The sequence below is a fragment of the Oceanisphaera psychrotolerans genome, from assembly GCF_001870485.1.
Taxonomy (GTDB): Bacteria; Pseudomonadota; Gammaproteobacteria; order Enterobacterales; family Aeromonadaceae; genus Oceanimonas; species Oceanimonas psychrotolerans.
Genome location: NZ_MDKE01000024.1, coordinates 1 through 22966 on the forward strand (window position 1 = coordinate 1; position 22966 = coordinate 22966).

The 22966-nt window shown below is 55.4% G+C and carries 20 protein-coding genes and 2 pseudogenes; 9 read left to right on the forward strand and 13 right to left on the reverse strand.

Annotated elements, in window-relative coordinates:
- Positions 1-142 precede the first annotated feature (142 nt).
- Positions 143-1027, reverse strand: a complete 885-nt coding sequence (gene ilvY, locus BFR47_RS10005; protein ID WP_071472938.1) for an HTH-type transcriptional activator IlvY — start codon at positions 1025-1027, stop codon at positions 143-145.
- A 152-nt stretch (positions 1028-1179) separates the two neighbouring features.
- Here ilvY and ilvC point away from each other — a divergent pair, with 152 nt between their 5' ends.
- Positions 1180-2664 carry a ketol-acid reductoisomerase gene (ilvC, locus tag BFR47_RS10010; RefSeq protein ID WP_071472939.1) on the forward strand — a complete coding sequence of 495 codons (1485 nt, stop codon included), beginning with the start codon at positions 1180-1182 and terminating at the stop codon, positions 2662-2664.
- 110 nt (positions 2665-2774) lie between these two features.
- On the opposite strand, the gene BFR47_RS10015 is transcribed toward ilvC, so the two are convergent.
- From BFR47_RS10015 to BFR47_RS10030, 4 genes and pseudogenes are all read right to left on the reverse strand, one after another.
- Positions 2775-3377, reverse strand: a complete 603-nt coding sequence (locus BFR47_RS10015; RefSeq protein ID WP_071472940.1) for a helix-turn-helix domain-containing protein — start codon at positions 3375-3377, stop codon at positions 2775-2777.
- A gap of 230 nt (positions 3378-3607) precedes the next feature.
- Positions 3608-3985 carry a nuclear transport factor 2 family protein gene (locus BFR47_RS10020; protein WP_071472941.1) on the reverse strand — a complete coding sequence of 126 codons (378 nt, stop codon included), beginning with the start codon at positions 3983-3985 and terminating at the stop codon, positions 3608-3610.
- A gap of 74 nt (positions 3986-4059) precedes the next feature.
- Positions 4060-5435 (reverse strand): annotated as a pseudogene (locus BFR47_RS19440) (NAD(P)/FAD-dependent oxidoreductase).
- Positions 5436-5657: 222 nt separating this feature from the next.
- Complete coding sequence (locus BFR47_RS10030) at positions 5658-7205, reverse strand: BCCT family transporter (protein WP_071472942.1); 1548 nt, start codon at positions 7203-7205, stop codon at positions 5658-5660.
- 330 nt (positions 7206-7535) lie between these two features.
- Between BFR47_RS10030 and tcdA the strand changes: the two genes are divergently transcribed.
- The gene (gene tcdA, locus BFR47_RS10035) at positions 7536-8309 is read left to right on the forward strand and encodes a tRNA cyclic N6-threonylcarbamoyladenosine(37) synthase TcdA (RefSeq protein WP_071472943.1); all 774 of its coding nucleotides are present in this window, start codon (positions 7536-7538) and stop codon (positions 8307-8309) included.
- Between the two features lie 182 nt (positions 8310-8491).
- Here the strand turns inward: tcdA and BFR47_RS10040 are convergent, their stop codons facing one another.
- From BFR47_RS10040 to BFR47_RS10055, 4 genes are all read right to left on the reverse strand, one after another.
- Positions 8492-9160 (reverse strand): GntR family transcriptional regulator, encoded by a 669-nt coding sequence (locus tag BFR47_RS10040; protein WP_083399088.1) that lies wholly within the window; start codon positions 9158-9160, stop codon positions 8492-8494.
- A gap of 76 nt (positions 9161-9236) precedes the next feature.
- Positions 9237-10235 (reverse strand): TRAP transporter substrate-binding protein, encoded by a 999-nt coding sequence (locus tag BFR47_RS10045; protein ID WP_071472945.1) that lies wholly within the window; start codon positions 10233-10235, stop codon positions 9237-9239.
- A gap of 370 nt (positions 10236-10605) precedes the next feature.
- The gene (locus BFR47_RS10050) at positions 10606-11892 is read right to left on the reverse strand and encodes a TRAP transporter large permease (RefSeq protein ID WP_071472946.1); all 1287 of its coding nucleotides are present in this window, start codon (positions 11890-11892) and stop codon (positions 10606-10608) included.
- 2 nt (positions 11893-11894) lie between these two features.
- Positions 11895-12386: a TRAP transporter small permease gene (locus tag BFR47_RS10055; protein WP_071472947.1), complete on the reverse strand. Its 492-nt coding sequence runs from the start codon at positions 12384-12386 to the stop codon at positions 11895-11897.
- A 209-nt stretch (positions 12387-12595) separates the two neighbouring features.
- Between BFR47_RS10055 and BFR47_RS10060 the strand changes: the two are divergent.
- The 4 genes and pseudogenes from BFR47_RS10060 to BFR47_RS10075 all read left to right on the forward strand — a co-directional run bounded on the left by BFR47_RS10060 (position 12596) and on the right by BFR47_RS10075 (position 15993).
- Positions 12596-13617, forward strand: a pseudogene (locus BFR47_RS10060) (C-terminal binding protein).
- On the forward strand, positions 13610-14266 hold the full coding sequence (locus tag BFR47_RS10065) for a bifunctional 4-hydroxy-2-oxoglutarate aldolase/2-dehydro-3-deoxy-phosphogluconate aldolase (protein ID WP_071472948.1): 657 nt from the start codon (positions 13610-13612) through the stop codon (positions 14264-14266). The pseudogene BFR47_RS10060 and the gene BFR47_RS10065 overlap by 8 nt, the downstream one beginning before the upstream one ends.
- Before the next feature lie 2 nt (positions 14267-14268).
- Positions 14269-14958: an RraA family protein gene (locus BFR47_RS10070; protein ID WP_071472949.1), complete on the forward strand. Its 690-nt coding sequence runs from the start codon at positions 14269-14271 to the stop codon at positions 14956-14958.
- Positions 14959-15009: 51 nt separating this feature from the next.
- Positions 15010-15993, forward strand: a complete 984-nt coding sequence (locus tag BFR47_RS10075) for a 2-dehydro-3-deoxygalactonokinase (RefSeq protein WP_071472950.1) — start codon at positions 15010-15012, stop codon at positions 15991-15993.
- A gap of 137 nt (positions 15994-16130) precedes the next feature.
- Here BFR47_RS10075 and csdE read toward each other — a convergent pair whose 3' ends face one another.
- Positions 16131-16550, reverse strand: a complete 420-nt coding sequence (gene csdE / locus BFR47_RS10080) for a cysteine desulfurase sulfur acceptor subunit CsdE (protein WP_071472951.1) — start codon at positions 16548-16550, stop codon at positions 16131-16133.
- Entirely contained in the window at positions 16550-17770 is a 1221-nt protein-coding gene (locus tag BFR47_RS10085; protein WP_071472952.1) for an aminotransferase class V-fold PLP-dependent enzyme, read from the reverse strand. Before BFR47_RS10085 ends, csdE begins: the two co-directional genes overlap by 1 nt.
- A gap of 141 nt (positions 17771-17911) precedes the next feature.
- On the opposite strand from BFR47_RS10085, the gene rep reads away from it, so the two are divergent.
- Complete coding sequence (rep, locus tag BFR47_RS10090) at positions 17912-19927, forward strand: DNA helicase Rep (protein ID WP_071472953.1); 2016 nt, start codon at positions 17912-17914, stop codon at positions 19925-19927.
- 106 nt (positions 19928-20033) lie between these two features.
- On the opposite strand, the gene BFR47_RS10095 is transcribed toward rep, so the two are convergent.
- Positions 20034-20411: a c-type cytochrome gene (locus BFR47_RS10095; RefSeq protein WP_425434004.1), complete on the reverse strand. Its 378-nt coding sequence runs from the start codon at positions 20409-20411 to the stop codon at positions 20034-20036.
- A 307-nt stretch (positions 20412-20718) separates the two neighbouring features.
- On the opposite strand from BFR47_RS10095, the gene BFR47_RS10100 reads away from it, so the two are divergent.
- Positions 20719-21237 carry a MarR family winged helix-turn-helix transcriptional regulator gene (locus BFR47_RS10100; protein WP_245748877.1) on the forward strand — a complete coding sequence of 173 codons (519 nt, stop codon included), beginning with the start codon at positions 20719-20721 and terminating at the stop codon, positions 21235-21237.
- Positions 21238-21408: 171 nt separating this feature from the next.
- Positions 21409-22029 carry a glutathione S-transferase family protein gene (locus tag BFR47_RS10105; protein ID WP_071472955.1) on the forward strand — a complete coding sequence of 207 codons (621 nt, stop codon included), beginning with the start codon at positions 21409-21411 and terminating at the stop codon, positions 22027-22029.
- Between the two features lie 18 nt (positions 22030-22047).
- Here the strand turns inward: BFR47_RS10105 and BFR47_RS10110 are convergent, their stop codons facing one another.
- Positions 22048-22956 carry a DMT family transporter gene (locus BFR47_RS10110; RefSeq protein ID WP_071472956.1) on the reverse strand — a complete coding sequence of 303 codons (909 nt, stop codon included), beginning with the start codon at positions 22954-22956 and terminating at the stop codon, positions 22048-22050.
- Positions 22957-22966 lie beyond the last annotated feature (10 nt).

Genomic DNA, 22966 nt, shown 5'->3' on the forward strand with positions numbered 1-22966 from the left:
TCCTGATAGCCAAAAACACGGAAACCTCACTTGCGAAAAGCGAGGTGTCCATATAGGGTTCATGGCGTGTCGAGGGAGGCGGCTGTGTTGCCTCTAGTCTGAGGTCATTCGATAGTTATGGAATTGGTATCACAGGTCAGTATTACAAAGGCTCCAGCGCCGTCTGCTGGAAGGCGCGGATCAGCGGATCGTCCAGCCGTTTCTTCAGCAGACACACCCCCACCTCGATGGATTTCAGTGCCGGGCTGTGTGACAGCACCCGCACCTTGTCACCCATGGGGCTGTGATCGATCACCACCCTGGGTACCACGCCGATACCGAAGCCCAGCGCCACCATGCCGATAATGGCCTCGTTGCCGGCCACTTCCGCGTAGATATTGGGGTTGATGCCCCTGGCCTTGAACCACTGGTTGGCCCGCTTGCGGGCCACGCCCTGTTCCGACACGATCACCGGCAGCCGCCGCCAGTCCAGCGGCCGCTGCTCCAGCAGTTCGCTGATCGGTCCCGGCGAGGTGGGCGCGATAAACACCATGGGCACCGTCTGCAGGTTGATGAAATGTACCTTGGCCGGCAGGGCGTCGGGGCGGGCGGCGATGGCCAGCTCGGATTCGTCGTCCAGTATCTTGTCGATGGCCAGTGCCGGGTCGCCGGTTTCCAGCCGGATTTCCAGTCGGGGGTAGCGGCTGCGAAAACGTTCCAATATACCGGGCAGCAGAAAGTAGCTGGCGGTGACCGAGCAGAATACCCGCAGCCGCCCCTGCAGGTTGTCGTCGCCGTGCTTCAGCTCCTGCTTCAGGTTTTGCCAGTCGGCCAGCCAGCCCTGGGCAAACTGCTGCAGCCTGGCGCCGGCCGGGGTCAGGGTGACGCTGCGGTTGTCTCTTACCAGCAATTCACAGCCGGTATCCTGTTCCAGTCGTTGTATGGCCCGGCTGAGGGTGGAAGGACTCACCGCCATGGCATCGGCGGTGTGGCCGAAGTGCAGGCTCTGGCTCAGATGGACGAACAGTTCGAGGTGACGGAAATCCATGGGGCCCCACAGGTTGTCGTTGCAAAAAATGAAATACTCTATTTCGAATATATCATTTTAAGCAATGATACGCTTGGGGTATAGTGTCTGGGTCGTCACCGGGAAAGCGGTGCAAGCATTCAAATTAAACGGATTAATTGGAGCAAAAGGTCATGGCTAACTATTTCAACACCCTGAATCTGCGTCAGCAGCTCGAACAGCTCGGCAAATGCCGCTTCATGCATCGCGCCGAATTTGCCGATGGTTGTAACTACCTGAAAGGCAAGAAGGTCGTTATCGTCGGCTGTGGCGCCCAGGGTCTGAACCAGGGTCTGAACATGCGCGATTCCGGCCTGGACGTGGCCTATGCCCTGCGTGCCGAAGCCATTGCCGAAAAACGCAAGTCTTTCCAGCAGGCTACCGAGAACGGCTTCAAGGTGGGTACCTATGAAGAGCTGATTCCTACCGCCGATCTGGTCATGAACCTGACTCCGGACAAGCAGCACACCTCTGCCGTTAACGCCGTTATGCCGCTGATGAAAGACGGTGCCGCCCTGGGTTACTCCCACGGTTTCAACATCGTTGAAGAAGGCATGCAGATCCGTAACGACATCACCGTCGTGATGGTAGCGCCCAAGTGCCCCGGCACCGAAGTACGCGAAGAATACAAGCGTGGTTTCGGCGTACCGACCCTGATCGCCGTACACCCCGAGAACGATCCCAAGGGTGAAGGTCTGGCCATCGCCAAGGCCTGGGCGTCCGCTACCGGCGGCGACCGTGCCGGCGTACTGGAATCCTCCTTCGTGGCCGAAGTGAAATCCGACCTGATGGGCGAGCAGACCATTCTGTGCGGCATGCTGCAGGCTGGCGCCATCGTGTGCCACGAGAAGATGGTCGCCGACGGCATCGACGCCGGTTATGCCGGCAAGCTGATCCAGTTCGGTTGGGAAACCATCACCGAAGCCCTGAAGCAGGGCGGCATCACCAACATGATGGATCGTCTGTCCAACCCGGCCAAGATCAAGGCCTTCGACCTGGCCGAAGAGCTGAAAGAGCTGATGCGTCCGCTGTTCAACAAGCACATGGATGACATCATCCAGGGCAACTTCTCTGCCGGCATGATGGCCGACTGGGCCAATGACGACAAAGACCTGCTGACCTGGCGCGAAGAAACTGCCGAAACCAGCTTCGAGCAGTACCCGGCTTCCGATGAAGTGATCGACGAGCAGGAATACTTCGACAACGGCATCCTGCTGGTGGCCATGGTGAAAGCCGGTGTCGAGCTGGCCTTCGAAGCCATGACCGCTTCCGGCATCATCGACGAGTCTGCCTACTACGAGTCTCTGCACGAACTGCCGCTGATCGCCAACACCGTTGCCCGTAAGCGTCTGTACGAAATGAACGTGGTTATCTCCGATACCGCCGAGTACGGTAACTACCTGTTCGCTCACGCCGCCGTACCGCTGCTGCGCGAGCAGTTCATGCCGAAAGTGGGCACCGACGTGATTGGCAAGACCATCAAGGTCGAGTCCAACTCCGTTGACAACCGTCGCCTGATCGACGTGAACGAAGCCATTCGCAACCACCCGGTTGAGACCATCGGCAAGACTCTGCGTTCTTACATGACCGACATGAAGAACATCGCCGTTGGCGGTTGATAGATAACAATAAACAGAGCTGAAAAGACAAGGGAGGCGCAAGCCTCCCTTTTTGTTTTCGTCGCCATTGGCGCCACTGTTATCGGCTGGCGCCTGCGGACAGCAGAGGCTCAGTAATCCACGCCTGCCATGACCCACACCACACGTGTTTCGGTGTCGCCGGGGTTATGTATCAGGTGGGGCTCTTCTCCCGTAATCGAGAAACTGTCGCCGGCTTCGAGCAAGAATGTCTGCTCGCCGATGGTGAGTTCCAGTTGACCCGCTTCCACATAGCCGGCTTCTTCCCCCTTGCGTTGCCGGGGAACTTCGCCTCCGCTTCCCCCGGGGGCGAGTCGGGTCATGATCAGTATCAATTGGCCACTAAGGCGTGGCGAAAGCAGTTCCTCGCGAGCACCGATTCCGGAAAATGCCATGGATCGCCGCCGGTCGGCGCGCACGATATACTCGCGTTCCTGGCTGGGCAGGTCATCGCCGGGCTGAAAAAACCAGCTGGCACGGACTCCCAGGGCATCGCCAATCGTTTGCAACACCCCTATGGGCAGAGACGACACCCCCCGTTCCACCTGGCTCAAGTATCCGACCGACTTGTTGACCTTCGCCGCCAGTGTCGACAGCGTCATTTTCCTGGATTTGCGTAAATCGCGAATTTGCTGACCTATTCGCAAGTCATCATGTTCTGCGGCCGGGCGGTTAGTGTCTTTTGATACTGACATGGTCTCATGTATACCCCTTGAGATCGTTATGCAGTAAAGCCTAACAGATGTGCAGGTGATTTTTTGAAGAAAAAACAAGACTTTTCACTAATACGCCAGAAACGTATTTTTGGTGAAAATCGAGGCGCCAGCCTTGCGCCTCTCTGGAGCGGGGAGCAAGGGCCATGGGCGGCGAATCTTGGTCGCCCATGGCCTGCCGGCAAGCCGGCTCATACATATGAGGGCGTGGATCAAGCCGGTTCGAAAGGAGGCCGTTGTTTGCGAAATGCCTGTTTGCCGATGATCTTGCCATCACGGAAGGTGAAGATGTCGACGCCGTCGGCTTCGATACGCTTGCCGTCGGGCTGAGTCGCCACGAAGGTGGATTCGGAGATGACTCGATCATCCGCAAAATAATGATTGCCGTTGATCCACTGCACATCGGGCATGGTGCCCCAGGTGTCTTCGAAGCGTTCCCTGACCGCCTGCCGGCCTTTGATGCGGGTGCCATAGGCTTCATTGCCTGCGACGGTATCGAATACGATATCGTCGGCAAAGTACTCCATGACCGCCTCGATATCATGGCGGTTAAAGGCGTGAAAGAGATCGTACATATCCTGATTGGTCATTTTTCTACTCCATTGAGTTGACGGTTTTTGTGTGGGCAGTACCGGGTACTGCCCTCTGTTTGCATGCGCCTGGTTTAACGTACAGTGTCCAGTACCTGAAAATATTTATAGAGCGCCCGTTGACCGAGCCGACGCAGGGGCCGCAACGGATGACTGGGCAGAGGGGAGCTGAAGATGGGCAGATCCGCCTCCTTGATCTTCTCACCGGCAATCAGGGTCGCCATTTGCTTTGATGCATAGGCAGAGAAGGACACGCCGTTACCACTGTATCCCTGCGCATAGAACACGCTTTGCTTGGGATCGGGCTGCACAATACGTGGCATCATGTCGTGAGAGATGTCCATCCAGCCGTGGGAGAAGAAGGGGGTTTCGATGCCTGCCAGCGCCGGGAACTTGCGGGCAATCGCTTCCTGCACTATCTGCAAATGCCTGGGGTTTTGCGCGTCGGCGCCACTGATGGCGCTGCGGCTGCCGATCTGCAACCGTTTCTCGGGCAGAAAACGGTAGTAGTAACGAAGCTTGCGGGTATCCGTCATGAAGATGGTGGAGCGGAAACCGCAGGCCTCGATTTCATCGTCCGTCAGGGTGCGGGTCCATACCGAATTGGCCATAATCGGCATATTGCGGTAGGCGGTCAGCTTGTTCAGGTTCGGGCTGGTATATCCCGCCGTGGCAATGCCCACGGCACGAGCCCTTACCGTCCCGCCCGGTGTTTGCAGGTAGTGGATCTTGCCATCTGTCGTCCAGTTCTGGACCGGGCTTCCGGTATGGATTTTCGCGCCCAGCCGGCGCGCCACCCGGGCGTAGCATAGGCCAGTTTCAGTGGCTGCACGGCAATACCGACGGGCTCGAGCATGGCACCATGACATTCCTGATCGCCAACATACTGATTCAGCACGGTGTCGCGATCGATCACCCTTGTCTTGTAGCCCAGTACCTCGTTACACAGCTGTGATTCCTTTCTCAACCCATCCAGTGCCTGCTTGCTGTGAGCGATAAGCAGGTTGCCCAGGTTTTGGGGTTCGCAATCGATTTCCGGATCCTCGGTCATCGACTGAAACACCTCGAAGCCTTCCAGGCTGTTGGCATGCAGGCGGCGGGCCACATCGGCTCCCCACTTCCTGACCCACTGACTGCGACTCAGGCGGCCCCAGGCGAGGTGGCCCTGGCCGCCATTACGGCCCGAACAACCCCAGCCAATCTGGTTGGCTTCCAGTACTACCGCCTTGATGCCGTACTCACGGGCCAGGAACATGGCGGTAGCCAGTCCGGTAAATCCCCCGCCAATCAGCACCACATCGGCGTCCATGTCGCCATTGACCGGACCGTCATCTTGCGGTGGCTCTCCCGCGTGAAATCGCCAGTAACTCGGTGGATAGTCCATCGCGGTGCCCGGTGACGAGTCACGCAGCGGATCATAATGAGGATAATAAGGCTGAGATGTAGACATCGTTTAGTTCGCTCTATGCTGATATGGAAACCAAATTGCCATGAAAAAGGTGGCATCGTTCGAAACTGAAGATTCACATAACTATCTCGTTAAAGAGTCCATTCACACCTCCTCTAAAGCATTTGAACCTCTTTGTTCAGTTCCTGTGGTCCGCTCGCGCAGCCAGTTGATGGCAGGCAAACAGACCACTTGCCTTTCACCTCGAAACCGGAAAGAGCACGCTCATGTTGCTTTCGGCTTTGTCAGTGTGAGCATCCGGTAGACGGAGTACATGTAGGCGATACCCACGAAGAAGAAAGGCGCGCCGACGACAATGGCGAGACTCTTTATTGCCGAGAAACCGCCAAATATCTGAAACATGATGCCGGTAAAGCCGATGATGACCCCCCACAGCAGACGCATGGAGACTTTGGGGTTTTCGTTGCCATTGGATACCTGCATGGCGGCAAAGAAGGAGGCGGAGTCGGAGGTAGTCACCGCGAACACCACGATATTGAACAGCACCATCAGGCTGAGCCACCAGCCGCCGGGCATGCTTCCCAGCAGCAGGTAGATACCGGACTCGGGTTTCTCCTGAACGCTCTCCCACAGCGGGGCAATATCATTCACTTCGATATAGCCGGCCGATCCTCCCCAGATACTGAACCAGCCGATGGTCAGCACCATGGGCACCAGGATGACGCCGAGAATGAACTCCCGCAGGGTGCGGCCCTTGGAAATGCGTGCAATGAAACCGCCGCAGAAGGGAATGTAGGAGATGTACCACAGCCAGTAGAACACGACCCACCAGCCCAGCCATTCTCGCTGTTCGAAGCTGCCGGCATCGGACCAGAACTGCAACGAGAAGACCTGTCCGAAGTAGTCGCCAACCTGCTGGGTAGCCAGGTTCAACAGGTACTGTGCGGGTGCATGCCCGAAGAAGAGGATGGCAAGCAGAATTATACCGGCCATGATCATGTTCGCCTGGCTGAGCAACTTGATGCCACGCTCAACACCGGTTGCGGCAGAGATCACATAGGCGATGATGACCACTATCATCACCAGCGCCTGTCCTACCGGGCCGAGATCAAGCCCGAACAGGGTATTCAGCCCATAGCTGATGGAGGCGACACCAAGCCCTATCATGGTGGCGTTACCACCTATGGTGCCGATAATGCCCAGACCGTTGGCCAGGCGCCCCCAGATACTGGTGTTGCAGCGATCTCCGAGAATACCGTACAGGCCGGTTGCTACCGTGAGGGGCTGACCGTATCGATAGGCGGGAAAGGCGATGGCCCAGGCGGCCACGGCAAAGAGTGCCCAGCCATGCATGCCCCAGTCGAGCAGGGTAATCTGCACGGCCTTGGCGACCCCACCGGCCTGGCCGGCCTGCCCCATATCGATGACGTGGGGTGACTCGTAAAGGTGGGTCAGTGGTTCGGCGACACTGAAGAAAACAAAGCCGATACCCAGGCCGCAGCTGAACATCATCGCCACCCAGGAACCGAACGAGAAATCCGGTACCGTATCATCCGCCCCCAGTTTCAGATCGCCGTAGGGGCTGATAAAGAGGTACAGGCAAAAAATCAGGGTCGCGCCTACACCGAGTAAAACACTCCACCCAAAGTTGAAGATCAAGAAATCCCTGATGGAAGACAAGGTATTGCCCATCGCGTCGGGGAATAAAAATGCGTAAATCATCAGGGACGTATATATCGCCAGAACCGGCCAGAACAGGGTCCTGTCATATTCACCAAACAGCCGGGTGGTAATGCCACCGCTCGGACCCATTGTCGTCCTGGGTGGATAACTGCCGACCTTACTGATCACTGTATCATTCACCAGCTTAACCTCCGTGTAGTTGTACAGATAGTGGATATACAGCTGATAGCCGCGCCATTCTTATCCACATAGGTGAAAATAGCACCAGTTATGCTTTTTTCAATGAAAAAAATTAGAATAATTTCACTTTATTTTCATTTTGTTTACATTTGGATCGTGCGGCGTTCCTTGCCAGGGGGAGGTTCGACGACCGGCTGGGAGCGAATAAATCTCGCCGAACTCGGGGCTATCGGGCAGGTTCTTCGGTTATAATGCGCGCTTAATCAGGGGGAGGGGTCGATGAGTTTTGATGAGCGTTTTGGTGGTATTGCCCGGCTGTACGGGGCCGATGCCCTGGCCCGGTTTGCAAAGACCCATGTGTGTGTGATCGGCATCGGTGGGGTAGGATCCTGGGCGGCGGAAGCCCTGGCTCGCTCCGGTATCGGCGCCATCACCCTGATCGACATGGATGACATCTGCATCACCAACACCAACCGTCAGATCCACGCGCTCAACAACCAGATTGGCCAGGAAAAAACCGTGGCCATGGCCGAGCGGATCGCCTTGATCAACCCCGACTGTCGGGTGAGGGTGGTGGACGACTTCATCAGTCCGGACAATCTGGCCGAGCACCTGCTGGCGGAGTTCGACTATGTGGTGGATGCCATCGATTCGGTCAAGGCCAAGGTGGCGCTGATCGCCTATTGCAAGCGCAACAAGATCCCGGTGATCACCGCCGGTGGCGCCGGTGGCCAGCTTGATCCCACCCAGATCCGGATCGCCGATCTCAGCAAGACCATTCAGGATCCGCTGGCCGCCAAGGTACGCGGCGATCTGCGTCGATTTCACAACTTCAGCAAGAATCCCAAGCGCAAGTTCGGCGTGGACTGCGTCTTCTCCACCGAACAGCCGCGCTATCCGGACGGCGCCGGTGGCATCTGCAGCACCAAGAAGGAATCGGACGGCACCATGAAGATGGACTGCGCCTCCGGCTTCGGCGCCATCACCCATATTACCGCTACCTTCGGTTTCTTTATGGTCAGTAGGGTGTTGGCGAAGCTGACGGCAAAATAGCCTGAGCGTTAAGTCTGTCTATTCGTTACCGGTTGCTTGCGCTGGTTCAGCGAGGTGGCCGCCGCGTAGTTAGGTCGTTATTCAGCGCTCTGGCAGCCTGAGTGACCGCGTGTTCAGACTCGTCCGGGAGCGGTAGAGCATGACAACGGCAAAGAGGCGCCGCTGATGTCAATTCGAGGATTTTACTTCAGCACACATGCATTGATTAGTGACTTTATCTCAAGGACATGTGACCTCAGGTGTGATTTGGCTTCTTCCAGCTCGCCATTGCTAAGCTTTTGATAAATAAAGCGATGATCGTTGAGAATTTCTTCAAATGCGGTATCTGTGCTGGTGAGGTGACTACGGATGGCGCCGATATGATACTGGACCAGATGGTAGCTTTTTTTCAGGAAAGAGTTATTGCAATACTTGAAGAAGGTTTCATGAAACTCGCCATCCAACAGCAGGAAAGCCTTAAAATCTTTATTTCTGAATTTATGTTCCATTTTAACAATGCAAATTTCGAGGCTTTCCAGAAATGCCTGTGGATTATTGCGCATGGCTTCTTCAATGGCGACCGGCTCAAGGTAGCTGCGAAAGTTACACAGCTCAAGAATGGATTGCTCATCAGGCTGGAAAACAAAGCTTCCTTTTTGCGGGATGATATCAATCAGGCCTTCCTGTTTGAGGATAAACAGCGCCTCACGCACAGGCGTTTTACTCACCCCAAAGGTTTCGGACAATGAGGCTTCAGAAAGGGGCTGACCCAGGGACAGTTCGCCACTTACAATGGACAGACGCAGGTTTTCTGCAACGTTTTCGGTCAGACTTTTGGGGCGGGTAATACTTTTCAAGGTTGTTACCGTCATTTTGTTTTATACCAGTCGTTATTTTACCTGATCAATCGTCATGTTGCAGCCCCCTCGAGGGAGGGGGCTGGCATGATTAATTTGAGGCATTGGCGCTTGCAGACCACTCGTCATAAAGCTCTTCACCAATTTTACTGCGATACTTTTCACGAACCGGCCGGGTCAGCTCGACGATTTCCTTCATTGCCGCGGGTGTTAACTCATTGATTTCCATCCCCGCAGCCTGCATATCCGCAATTTGCTTGCCCTCTTCATCGGCGATAATTTCCTGTTGGTAATCAAACGCCTGCTGGACAGCACCTTTTATCATTTTCTGGTCTTCCGGTGACATCATTGACCAAAATTCATAGTTCATAACCGGCAGATAGAAAGTCACAACATGATTGGTCATGGACATGTATTTCTGTACCTCAAACAGGCGCTGTGAGTGGATGATGGAAACTGGATTCTCCTGACCATCGATCACCTTCTGCTGGAGGGCAGAATAGACTTCACCAAAATTCATCGGGGTTGCCGACGCATTCAGGGCATTAAACGTATCCAGGTGAGAAGGTACTTTCATGGTACGCAGTTTAATACCTTTCAAATCTTCAGCGCTGGTGATGGGGCGTTTATTGTTCGTGATATAGCGGACGCCGCTTTCCATGAAGCCGAGTCCTTCCAGGTTCAGCCGGTTAAGGCGCTCAAGCAGTTTATCTCCCAGCGGGCTATTGACTACATTAAATGCCGCTTCTTTGCTTGGATAAATGAATGGGAGCTCGATAACATCGAATGCTTGATCCCAGTTGGAAAGAATGGATGATGGAGGAACCGCAATTTGCAGCATACCAGATTGAGTCGCCTCGACCATTTCCCGATCCGGCCCCATCTGGGCCTGTGGGAAAATTTGTACTTCATAACGTCCGTCCGACTCCTGCTCGACAATATCCTTGAACTTTAACAAGGCACGATGCAAGTGGAAGCTTTCATTGGTGCCGTGACCAATACGTATGGTTTCCGCCGCCAGAGAAAATGTGGATGCCAACACACTGGTGATACCAAGAGCAGCAGCAATCAGGGTTTTGTTTAGCTTCATAATGAAAGACCTCGTTTCACTTGTTAAATAGTAAAATTAAATATAAGCGTAATCATTTTGGTAAGTCATCAAGGTAAACTCGGTGTAATAACCTTGTTGCCTGCAAGTTGTGATATCTAACATATCAGTTATTTTTTAAATATAAAGTTCCACTGGGTGGAATTGTGATCAATGCATGAAAATCAATGAATACACCATTTTACTTTATATATAGAACTCTGCAGACCTGGACACTTGTCAGATAAATAATATCGATGAATTGAATGGCGCAGTTGTATAAAAATAATGGCGGGGTGAGCTGTTATTAATTTCGGTTGTGAACCGGCTCGGATGACCGAGCCGGTTCACAACACAGAGTAAAATAATATGATTAGTTGGCAAAGTTTGTAAGGGTTAGAGAAATCCCAGGAACAAAGGTGATGACCAGCAGCAATACCAGCATGGCATACAAGAATGGTATCAGTGCTCGTGATATTTTCTCTATCGAAATATTTGATATCTGGCTAGCCACAAAAATGTTCACACCCAGTGGTGGAGTACAGAAGCCAATGGCGAGGTTCACCGTCAGGATGACACCAAACAGAATCGGGTCGACACCAATTTTTATTACTACCGGCAACAGGATGGGAGTCAGGATGATAATCGCCGAGATGGTTTCCATGAACATACCGACAAATAACAGCAAGAGGTTGATGAGTAGCAAAATAACTATCGGGTTATCGGAAAGGCTGATCAGCGTGTTTGCGACTTCGGCTGGAATTTGTTCAAAGGTAATCAAACGACCGAAAGCGGCGGCGAATACCACCAGAACCAGAATGGTGGCCGAGGTCAGGGTTGAACGGGCAAACACTTTTGGCAAGTCGGAAAGCGTGATCTCCTTGTAGATAAAGACACCACAGAAAATGGCATAGACCACCGCTACCGCGCCGGCTTCTGTCGGTGTGAATATACCACCGTAAATGCCACCGAGGATGATACCTGGCACAATCAGTGCCCAGATAGAGGATTTAAACTCTTTTGCTACATTTTTCCATGAAAAGGGTGTTATCTCCATATCCATGACCGGTTGGTTGCGTACCACAACCCGGCTCATGAACATGAAAACAAGCCCGAACAGGATACCCGGAACAATCCCGGCCAGAAACAGCTTTCCTATCGATACTTCGGCCGACACCCCGTAGATGATGAAGGGAATACTCGGCGGAATCATGACCCCGATCATGCCGGCAGACGCGGTCAGTGCCGATGAGAACTCCTTGCGGTAACCCTGCTGGTTCATTGATGGAATGATATTCGAGCCAATGGCAGCCACGGTTGCCGGGGCTGAGCCGGATATTGCGGCAAAGAACATGGAGGCGAGCACGTTGACGTAACAGAGCGAAGCTCGAATGTGGCCAACCAGTGATGAGGCGAAGTTGATGATCCTTTTTGAAAGGCCTCCCACCTGCATTAAATCGCCGGCCAGGATAAAAAGGGGCACGGCTATCAACGGGAAAGAGTCGGCACCGGTAACGATCGAACGTGCCATCAGGCTGATCGGTGGTGCACCGTCAACATAGCTCATCACAAAAAGTGAGCTCATCCCGAGACTCATGGCGATCGGCATGCCGAGCACCAGCAGCAGACCTAATACTGCAAATAAAACAATTCCGGACATTTTTATGCCTCCACTGGGGTTGGATGACCGCTGAATTTCTTGACATGATGCTGCACGATACGGAACACCGACAGCAGCGATCCGATGGGCGCCGACGCGTAAAGCACAGGAATGGGCATGTTCAATACAACCGACTGCTGGGTGAGCACATAAGGCAGACTAATCAGTTTATATGACTGATAGGTCATCATCAGAAGGAAAATAACGATCATCACGTCAATCACTACTTCAAGGCCATTACCAAACTTTTTCGGCAGGAGATCCGGAAAGAACGTGACCTTTACATGCTTGCGCTCTTTAAATGCGTAGGAAATTCCCAGCCAGATAAACCAGATAAACGACCAAAGGGTCAGCTCTTCCGACCATGACAAGGCATTTCCAAATACATAGCGCATCACCACTTGCGTGGTAATGAGAAAGACAATCCCGGCCAGCAGAGTACCACCGAGCATCGCCTCCAGATTTCTATCCAGCCATCTTATCATTGCTTTCATACCACACCACCTGACACCTGATATCTGACATACCAGTAAAGTTAATCAGTTGAGTGGGCAAAATAAAGTGACTTATGTCACGTTATTGTTACTGATTGTAATAAATTTGTGATTGATCACACTTTTTTCATCCGGGGCTTCCTCGTTCATTTTTTACTGATATGTTAGATATCATATTTCAGTTGGCCGAGTGAAAAAGAGAAGAGCCCATGAAAACAGCCACAAAATTCAAGGTCTACGTATCCGATTATGACTACCCGAATCTGGATATAGAACGCAGCGTGCTAGAGCCGATCGGGGCTGAGGTTATCGGTCTTACATGCAAAACGGGTATTGGCCTGGCGGAGCTGGCAAAAGATGCCGATGCAATTTTGCAGCAGTACGCAAAGATCCCACGCAGTACCATTGAGCAGCTTGAAAACTGCAAGATTATCTGCCGCTACGGGATTGGCGTGGACATTCTGGATGTCGAAGCTGCTATGACCATGGCATCAAAGTGTCTAACGTTCCGGACTACTGCATCGATGAAGTGGCCGAGCACTCAATGACTCTGGGCCTTACCCTGTTGCGTCGCATTCCGGCCTACAACAAGTTTACCCATGAGGGAAACTGGCACTGGAATATGGATGGTCTCCTGCCCAAGCGCTTCCGCTCATCAACCTGGGCACTGATCGGCTTTGGCCGTATCGCTCAGAATATCGCCCGTAAAGTCAGCGCACTGGGCTTTAAGGTGATCGCTTGTGATCCTTATGTCTCCGATTCATACATGAACACGTTTGGGGTTCAGAAAGTGGACCTGGACACCCTGCTCAACACCGCCGATGTGGTGAATGTCATGTGTCCGCATACCCCGGAAACCGACCGCCTGATCAACGAAGATCGTCTGCGTCAAATGAAACCTAATGCGGTTCTGGTTAACGGTGCCCGCGGCAAGGTAGTGGATAACAAGGCGCTGTACGTGGCATTGACCGAAGGCTGGATTGCGGCGGCAGGACTGGATGATCCGGAAGAAGAGCCCGCAAAACTGGACCACTGGCATCCGGATGACAATCCGATATTCAGCCTGGATAACTGTATTGTCACCCCCCATGTCGCGTACGTCTCGGAAGAAGCCTTTCAGGAGTGTCGACGCATTGCGGCAGAAAATGCCAAAGCGGTGCTGTTGGGCGGTGAGCCGTTGAATCCGGTCAAGTGCGTAAAAACCCCGCTGTCGGAGCAGAATCATGAGTAGAGCACAGGTTATCGAGGCAATCGAAACCCATAAGGTGTTTGCGATTGTGCGCGGGATTGCCCCCGTACATATTCGGCCGACGATGGAGGCACTCTATAACGGCGGGATCCGTCTGGTAGAAGTGACCTTCGATCGTGAAAACGGCGATGGCGACACGCTGGCCGCACTGAAAATTTTGCGTGATGAATTCAGCGACAGATTGGTCTTCGGGGCGGGAACCGTGACCAGCGTCGGCCAGGTAGAGCAAGTCAAGGCGCTGGGTGCACAGTTCATTGTGTCGCCCGACTGCAACCCGGAAGTCATTGCCGCCACCCGTAAAGCGGAGATGGTGTCATTGCCTGGGGTCCTGACACCCACAGAGGCGTTGGTGGCTCATCACGCCGGTGCCGACTTTATCAAGCTGTTTCCGGGCGGCGTGTTCGGCCCCGGCTATCTGAAAGCGGTGTCCGCTCCATTATCCGATCTGAAATTCATCGCCGTCGGCGGTGTGGATGAAAACAATCTGGCGGACTTCTCTGAGGTGGGCGCGATGGGATTCGGGATCGGCTCAAACCTGGTTAACAACAAGCTGGTCGAGGCCAATGACTTCGACGCGATTTATCGAAATGCCTGCCGCTTCAAGCAGGCCATAGACTCACTAAGGAGCTAATCATGGAATACGAAAAGAAGATCATTAACCCACGTCGTGACGATCTGGACCCGGAGTTGATTGCCAACTGTGTTGAGATGAAAGACACACTGAGTGTGAGTGCGGTTTTCAGCGATGCCCTGAACCGCGACGGCGTCATGGACCACGAGATCAAGTTCAAGTCAGCCAACAAGCCATTTATCGGTACGGCACTGACCGTCAAACTCAAACCGGGCGATATCGTTGACTGTTTGCCGATCTTTGATATTGCCAAGCCGGGTGATGTCGTGGTGATTGATGCCAATGGCACCCCGAATACCTCCATCTGGGGAGGCTTGATGTCTGGTTTGGCTCGTGCGGCCGGCGTGGTGGGCGCGGTTGTTGACGGATCAGTACGTGATACTGACGAAGCCAAACTGCTGGATTTCCCGGTCGCCGCCCGTTCTGTCTCGCCGCGTGCAGCACACTCGGCCTATACCGGGCGCACAAAGCCAATTGAAATAAACGTGCCTGTCACCTGTGGTGGACAGATCGTTAATCCGGGCGATCTCGTTGTTGCTGACGAGCTGGGGGTGACAGTGGTGCCTTACGACCTGCTGGCCGAAGTGTATCCGCTCGCCAGAGAACAGGCCGCCAAGGAAGAGGCCACTCGCGCTGAAATCTTGAATGGCGCCACCGTGGAAGAGCTACTGGCCAAATTCGGCCGTATTTAACAAACTGCATTGAGCCTGCCTTGCCAGGCTCTTTTTCATGAGAATGTGTCGATGATCATTACAATTGATACCGGGACCACCAACACCCGGGTTGCCTTGTTTGATGGAAAGCGGCGTGTTGATTTGGTCAAGGCCAGTGTCGGTGTAAGGAATACGAGCATTGACGGTCATAACCAGCTGCTGCTTAACACCATTGCCGAGGCGGTGAGTGAAATAAAGCTGCGCCAGAAGTTAAATGAAGAGGATATCGATGCCATCGTTGCCGCTGGCATGATTACCTCCAACCTGGGGTTGCTTGAAGTCCCCCACTTGATCGCCCCGGTGTCACTGGACGATTTCGCCAACAACATTCATTCAGCCGTCATTCCTGAGATATCTTCACAACCAATCCACTTTATTCCGGGTGTGAAAAACGTCGATACCGACAACCTGGCTTCCATTGAGGGGCTGGATATTATGCGTGGTGAAGAAGTGGAGGCACTGGCGATTGCCGACGCCTACCATATCCGGCACAACGCTATCATAGCCCTACCGGGCTCACATTCTAAGTTTGTGGCCATGGACGCCAATCAGTCTATTCTGGGATGCTGCACCACTCTGGCGGGGGAGTTGAATGCCATTATTACCGGTCATACCATTCTGACCAGCTCGCTGGAAAATCGTTATACCGACACTCTGTGCCAGGCGTCCCTGGTGGCGGGTTATGATGAGGCAGAGCGTTATGGCTTTGGCAAGGCGTTGTTTTCGGTTCGCCTGAATGAACAGTTCGGTGGCAAGCAACACCACCAACTGGCGAGCTTCCTGTTGGGCATTATCCTGCATTCCGATATCAAGGCGATCACGGCTACCCCTCATCTGCATTTTACGCCTGAGACGCCGGTCTATATTGGCGGTAAAGGGATTCTATGTGATGCCACCGCCTCTCTGCTTGCCAGAAACTTTCCCGGCAATGACGTCATTCAATGTGAAAACGTTGACGACCTATCGGCAATGGGCGCCATGTATGTTGCCCGAAAAGCAAAGCTCATATCTTAATAATCATTCTCGTGGTTCGACAGGGCGACGCACAAGAGTAAACGCAGCAACTACCAAAAGCGTGGCCTCATCGAGAGAGCGTTGGGCTGGTTGAAGGAGCACCCTCGACGGTTAGGCCCACCATGATATGTTGATTGTTACCGCTGACAGCGGTGTTTAATCGCTTCCACCACCGCCCACAGGCCGTTACCCCGGGACGGGCTCAGGTGGTTCAGCAACTGCAATTCCTCGAAGTAGGCCTCCATATCAAAGGTGGCGATGTCGGCGGCCGTTTTGTTGCTGAGCGCGGCCAGCACCACCGCCATCAGTCCCTTGACGATGCGGGCATCCGAGTCGCAATGAAACTGCCAGACGCCCTTTTCATCCTGTTCGCTCAGCAGCCAGGCCTGGCTTTCGCAGCCATGGATGGCGTTGGCTTCGATCCTGTGTTCCGGGGGGAGGGCCGGCAGCTGTTTGGCCAGTCTGATCAACTCCTTGTAGCGGGCTTCCCAGCCGTGGGCCGCATTAAACAGGGCGCGAATGTCGGTGTCGGTAATGGTGTCGCCGAACGGATGCATCAGAAAAACTCCCGGGCTTTGTGAATGCCGGCCAGCAGGGCCGCGATTTCTTCTTGGGTGTTATAAAAGGCCACCGAGGCGCGAATGGTGCCCTGTTCCAGCCCCAGAGCCTGCATCAGCGGCATGGCACAGTGGTGGCCGGTACGCAGTGCTATGCCCTGCATATCCAGCAGGGTCGCCAGATCCTGGGGGTGCACCTCGTCCATCACGAAGGAAACGGCCCCGACTCGTTCATCGGGCCGGCCGATGATGCGTACACCGGGCATGGCCTCCAGACCGGTGACCAGGGCGTCCAGCAGGCGGTGTTCATGTTGGGCCAGAAGGGTGCGATTGAGACCAGACAGGTAATCGACGGCGGCACCCAGGGCGATGGCGCCGGCGATGTTGGGGGTGCCGGCTTCAAACTTGAACGGCAGTCGGTTGAAGCGGGTCTGCTCGAAGCTGACGTGACTGACCATTTCGCCGCCGGTCTGCCAGGGTGGCATCTGTTCGAGCAGTTCTCTTCTACCATAGAGGCCGCCGATACCGGTGGGGCCATACATCTTGTGGCCGGAAAAGGCGTAAAAGTCACAGTCCAGCTCCTGTACATCCACCGACAGATGACCCATGGCCTGGGCGCCGTCTACCAGGGTCACGGCGCCTACACTCCTGGCCATGGCGATCAGCTGCTTCACCGGATTGACCACACCGAGGGCATTGGAGACCTGACCGATGGCCAGCAAACGGGTGCGGCTGTTGATCAGTTGCGCGGCGGCTTTCATGTCCAGATCGCCGGTGGACATCAGCGGGATCACCCGGATAACGGCGCCGGTGGTCGCCGCTACCTGCTGCCAGGGCACGATATTGGCGTGATGCTCCAGGGTGGAGATCAGGATTTCATCACCGGCCTTGAGCCGGTGCATGCCGAAGCTGTAGGCCACCAGGTTGATCGCCTCGGTGGTGCCACGGGTCCAGATAAGCTGCTCGGGGGCGGGGGCATTGATAAAGCGCTGCAACTTGATGCGGGCCTGCTCGAAGGCCCGGGTCGCCTGGCCGCTCAGGGCGTGGGAGGCGCGATGCACATTGGCGTTGGTATCACGATAATAGTGATTGAGGGCATCCAGCACCGCCTGGGGTTTCTGGGTGGTGGCGGCGTTATCCAGATACACCAGCGGATGACCGTTGACGATTTGTGCCAGGGTGGGGAAGTCGCGTCTGAGGGTGAGGATGTCCGGTGCCATGTGCCTGTCTGGTGAATGAGCGCTGACCGGGATCATGAGCCAAAGCCGGGTCGATGACAAGACACCTTTCGGCGCTCGGCCCTTCACCCCCAGAGTCGCAGCCGGTAGAATAAGCGCCCCTGTTCAGCTGTCGGAAACGCCATGAAACTCAATCCAGCCCAAGACGACGCCGTGCGCTACATAGCCGGACCCTGCCTGGTGCTGGCCGGTGCCGGCAGCGGCAAGACCCGGGTGATTACCAATAAAATCGCCTATCTGGTGCGCCAGTGCGACTACAAGGCACGGCATATCGCCGCCGTTACCTTTACCAACAAGGCGGCGCGGGAGATGAAGGAGCGGGTGGCCCAGACCCTGGGTAAGGGCGAGGCGCGGGGGCTGATGGTGTCTACCTTCCATACCCTGGGGCTGGATATCATCCGCCGCGAGCACAAGACCCTGGGCCTGAAGGCCGGTTTTTCGCTGTTCGACGATCAGGATCAGCTGGCGCTGATCAAGGATCTGACCGAGCAGGAGCTGGAAGGCGACAAGGAAAAGATCGCCCGTTTGATCGGCACCATTTCCAACTGGAAAAACGATCTGGTGCTGCCGGCGCGAGCGGCCCGACTGGCCAGCGATCCCGAAACCGTACTCTTCGCCCAGTGCTACGAGCGTTATCAGCGGCAGATGAAGGCCTACAATGCGCTGGATTTCGACGATCTGATCCTGATGCCGACCCTGCTGCTCAAGACCAACAGCGAGGTGCGGAGCTTCTGGCAGAACAAGATCCGCTATCTGCTGGTGGACGAATACCAGGACACCAATACCAGCCAGTATGAACTGGTCAAGCTGATTGCCGGCGAGCGGGCCCGTTTTACCGTGGTGGGTGACGACGATCAGTCCATCTATTCCTGGCGGGGCGCCCGGCCCCAGAATCTGGTGCTACTGAAGGAAGACTACCCCGGCCTCAAGGTGATCAAGCTGGAGCAGAACTACCGTTCCCGGGGGCAGATCTTGCAATGTGCCAACATTCTCATTGCCAATAACCCCCATGTGTTCGAGAAGCAGCTGTTTTCGGAGATGGCCTACGAGGCGCCGGTACGGGTGCTGTTTGCCAAGAACGAGGAGCACGAGGCCGAGCGGGTGGTTGCCGAGATCATGGGCCACAAGTTCATGAACGGCAGCAAGTTCGGCGAATACGCCATCCTCTACCGGGGCAATCATCAGTCGCGCATGCTGGAAAAGACGCTGATGACCAACCGCATCCCCTACAAGATCAGCGGCGGCACCTCGTTTTTCTCTCGCGCCGAGATCAAGGACATCATGGCCTACCTGCGGCTGCTGGTGAACCCGGATGACGACAACGCCTTCCTGCGGGTGGTGAATACCCCGCGGCGGGAAATCGGCCCCACCAGCCTGGAAAAGCTGGGCACCTACGCCAACAACAGAGGCAAGAGCCTGTTTGCCGCCAGCTTCGAACTGGGACTGGAGCAGACCCTGAGCGGTCGTGGTCTGGTGGCGGTTCGTGCCTTCAGCGACTGGCTGGTGCGCCGGGGCGACGAGGCGGCCCGCGGCAACGTGGTCGAGGCGGTGCGCGACATGATCAAGGACATCAACTACGAAGAGTGGCTCTACGAGAGCTCGCCCAGCCCCCGAGCCGCCGAGATGCGCATGCAGAACGTGTCCACCCTGTTCAAGTGGGTGAGCCAGATGCTGGAAGGCTCGGAGCTGGACGATGCCATGACCCTGCCCCAGGTGGTGACCCGACTGACCCTGCGCGACATGATGGAGCGGGGCGAAGACGAGGACGACGGCGAGCAGGTGCAGCTGATGACGCTGCACTCTTCCAAGGGCCTGGAGTTTCCCTATGTGTTCATGGTGGGCATGGAAGAGGGGTTGTTGCCGCATCAGAGCAGCATCGATGAAGACAACATCGAGGAAGAACGCCGGCTGGCCTATGTGGGTATTACCCGGGCCCAGCAGGCGTTGACCTTTACCCTGTGCCGGGAGCGGCGTCAGTTTGGCGAACAGATCCGGCCCGAGCCCAGCCGTTTCCTGTTGGAGCTGCCGCAGCAGGATCTGGACTGGGAGCACAACCGCAAGCCACCGAGCGAAGGTGAACGCATGGAAAAAGGCCAGGCCAGCATCGCCAACCTGAGAGCCATGTTCGGCAAGAAATAGTGAGGTGTTTTCCCCTTGCCCTCACGCTTTACTCCTCACCGATAAAAACAAAAAAGCCGCATTTCTGCGGCTTTTTATCAAAAACGGCTCAGGGCTGCCGTTTTATTCAGATGGCGTCGAGCATGTAATCAACGGCGTTGGCAATCTCTTCATCCGAACAGTTGCCACAGGCACCACGAGGGGGCATGGCGTTGAAGCCGTTCAATGCGTGGCTCAGCAAGGTATCACGGCCCTTGGCGACACGGGGTTCCCAGGCGGCGGCATCACCCTTGATGGGCGCACCGGCCGCGCCGGTGGCGTGACAGGCCGAGCAGGCGGCGGTGAACACGGCTTCACCGCTGCGCGGCGCTGCGGGTTCGTCGCTGTTACCGGCGGCGGCGGAGTCGACAATGCCTTCCAGATCGGCGGCGGTGTAGACGCTGCCTACCGGCTTGGTACGCTCGGCAATGGCTTCAGGCGACATATCATTGGCGGCGTAGGCCATGCCACTCAAAGAGGCAGCGGCAACACCGGCAAGCAACAGGTTTCTTAACAGGCTCACCTTTTTATTCTCCCAGTTGGCTTATTTGTATCCATCGAATTTCGTTAAACCCGCGGAGTATACCCCAAGTGTGGCGGTCATTAAACGATCTGCTTTCACCGTGTCGGGCAGAAACCGCCGTCTGTGGCTCGAGCGGGAAAGCAGGGCGCCGGCGCCGCAACGGGATCCTTTATGGTATTATCAATATTCTCTTGATATGAAAATTGCTGCGAGCATAACGGAGCATCAGATAACAATGAATGATAACCACATGCAGAATACTGCTTCCACCGGCGACCAGGTGATGGACCAAATCGACCGCATCGCCACCTTGTGGCAGCGTGTGCGTCCCGATTTGGCGTTCGAGAGTACCGAGGTCATCGGCCGCGTCGTTCGTCTCGAATACTTCATTACTCGCCGGGTGCTGCAGGATCTGGCCCGTTACGAGCTGAATGTGGGCGAATTCGATGTGTTGGCGGCCTTGCGCCGCCATCCACCTTCTTTCCAGTTGTCTCCCAACCAGTTGCAGTCCATGGTGCTGATTTCTTCCGGCGCCCTGACCAACCGTATCAATCGACTGGAAAGCCGGGGCCTGGTCAGCCGGGCGCAGGCGGATCACGACCGGCGGGGAGTGATAGTGACGCTGACCGAACAGGGCTTCAACGTGGTGGAAGAGGCGGTCAAACATCATCTTGCCGCCGAAGCCGAGCTGGCTGGCGCCCTGACGACCGAGGAGCAGCAACAGTTTGCCGCGCTGCTTAAAAAAATGCTGTTGGCGGTGGAAGACTGAGGCCTGTTTCAACTTTATTACCATCCGGGTGGCAAAGTCCGGGCAGGAATATCGCGCATTTTCGGTTTCCTGCTGATAATGAATCGAGAGTGAAGCCGGAAGGTCGGGCCGGCATCATCTCATGAGTTCATGCAAATAGAGCGGTCTGATGACCACCAAGGAGGTTATTGAATGAAGTTATATTACAGGCCTGGAGCTTGTTCACTCGCCCCTCATATCGTGTTGTCCTGGCTGGACATACCCTATGAGCTGGAATTGGCGAATACCCGGGATCCCGAGTTTCTCAAGATTAACTACCTGGCCGCGGTGCCGGTGTTGTTTACCGAAGACATGGGCGCGTTGTACCAGACCAGCGCCATCTTGCGTTATTTGTCGCGCTTGCCCGAAGGCGAGCACCTGGGACCGGGCTCCGACCCGGTGCTGCAATATCAGTGCGATTACTGGCTGAGCTTTTTCAACACCGATGTATATCGGGCTCTGGTTCCCTATTTTGTTCCTGGCAAGTACACCACGGATACCGGTGCTGCGGCGCTGGATGCCATCCGGGCCTCGGCACTGGTGCAGGTCGAGCCTCTGCTGCAGCGGATGGATCGTCATCTGTCCAGCCATACCTGGTATATGGATGATCATCTCAGCATCGTGGATGCCTGCGCCTTCGTGTTTACCTTCTGGGCCACACGGGTATTGCCCGATGGGCTCGGTAGCTACCCTCATATTGCCCGCCATTTTCAGGACATGAAAGCCGATCCTGCGGTGTGTCGGGTGCTCGAAAAGGAAGGCTTGTCGCTGTAATTCATTGAGCCTGACGATTCAATGACGCCCGACGATCAGCAGGGTGCCTATCACCGTCGCCAGCGCCCCCAGCCAGGCTCCATTGGCCGGGCGGCGCTTCATGATCAGCCACAATAACGGCAGCACCAGCACCGGACTCACCGAACTCAGCATGGCCACCATGCCCACCTGACCATGGCGCAGGGCCAGCAGGATCAGGGTCATGCCCACCCCCATCGCCAGAAAGGCATTCAGTGCCACCATGCCGAACACCGGCCAGTTGATCCGGCGCAGGGGTCTGGCGACCGCAAGCCCACACCATAGCAGTGCGATATGGGCCAGAAAGGCGGTACTCATACGCACCGCCGAGGCCGACACCGGATCTATCGGGTCTATCTCGCTCATCATCACCGGTTTCACCATCAGCGTCGCCACCGACTGACATAACGCCGACAACAACCCCAGCGCGATGCCCGGCCAGGGGCTGCCATTATCCTGCTCCCAGGCGTGGGTTTCATTGCTGCGTTTGCCCATGAAGATGGCGGTCATCACGCCTCCCACCAGCAGAAAGCAACCGACCAGAGTCCAACCGGCGATGACTTCCCCGAAAACAAGGTAGGCCAGCACCGCGGAAAATAGCGCATGGGTGGCAAACAGCACCCCGGCCCGGCGAGGACCCAGTCGGTTCATGGCGGCAAAAAGGGCGGTATCGCCAATAAAGATGCCGATAAGGCCGGAAATGGCCATGATGCTCAGGCTGTGACTGCTCAGGCTGCTCCAGCCGCCGGTCAGCAGCGCCACCGACCACAGCATCACACTGACACAGAACATGCGCCAGCGGGAAAAAGCGAAGGCGCCCAGGTGACGGGCGGCATTGGCCGACAGCAGGCTGGCCACGGCCCAGCAGGCCGCCGCCGCCAGGGCGAGGTAATCATATGAAAAAGACATGTATCACGAA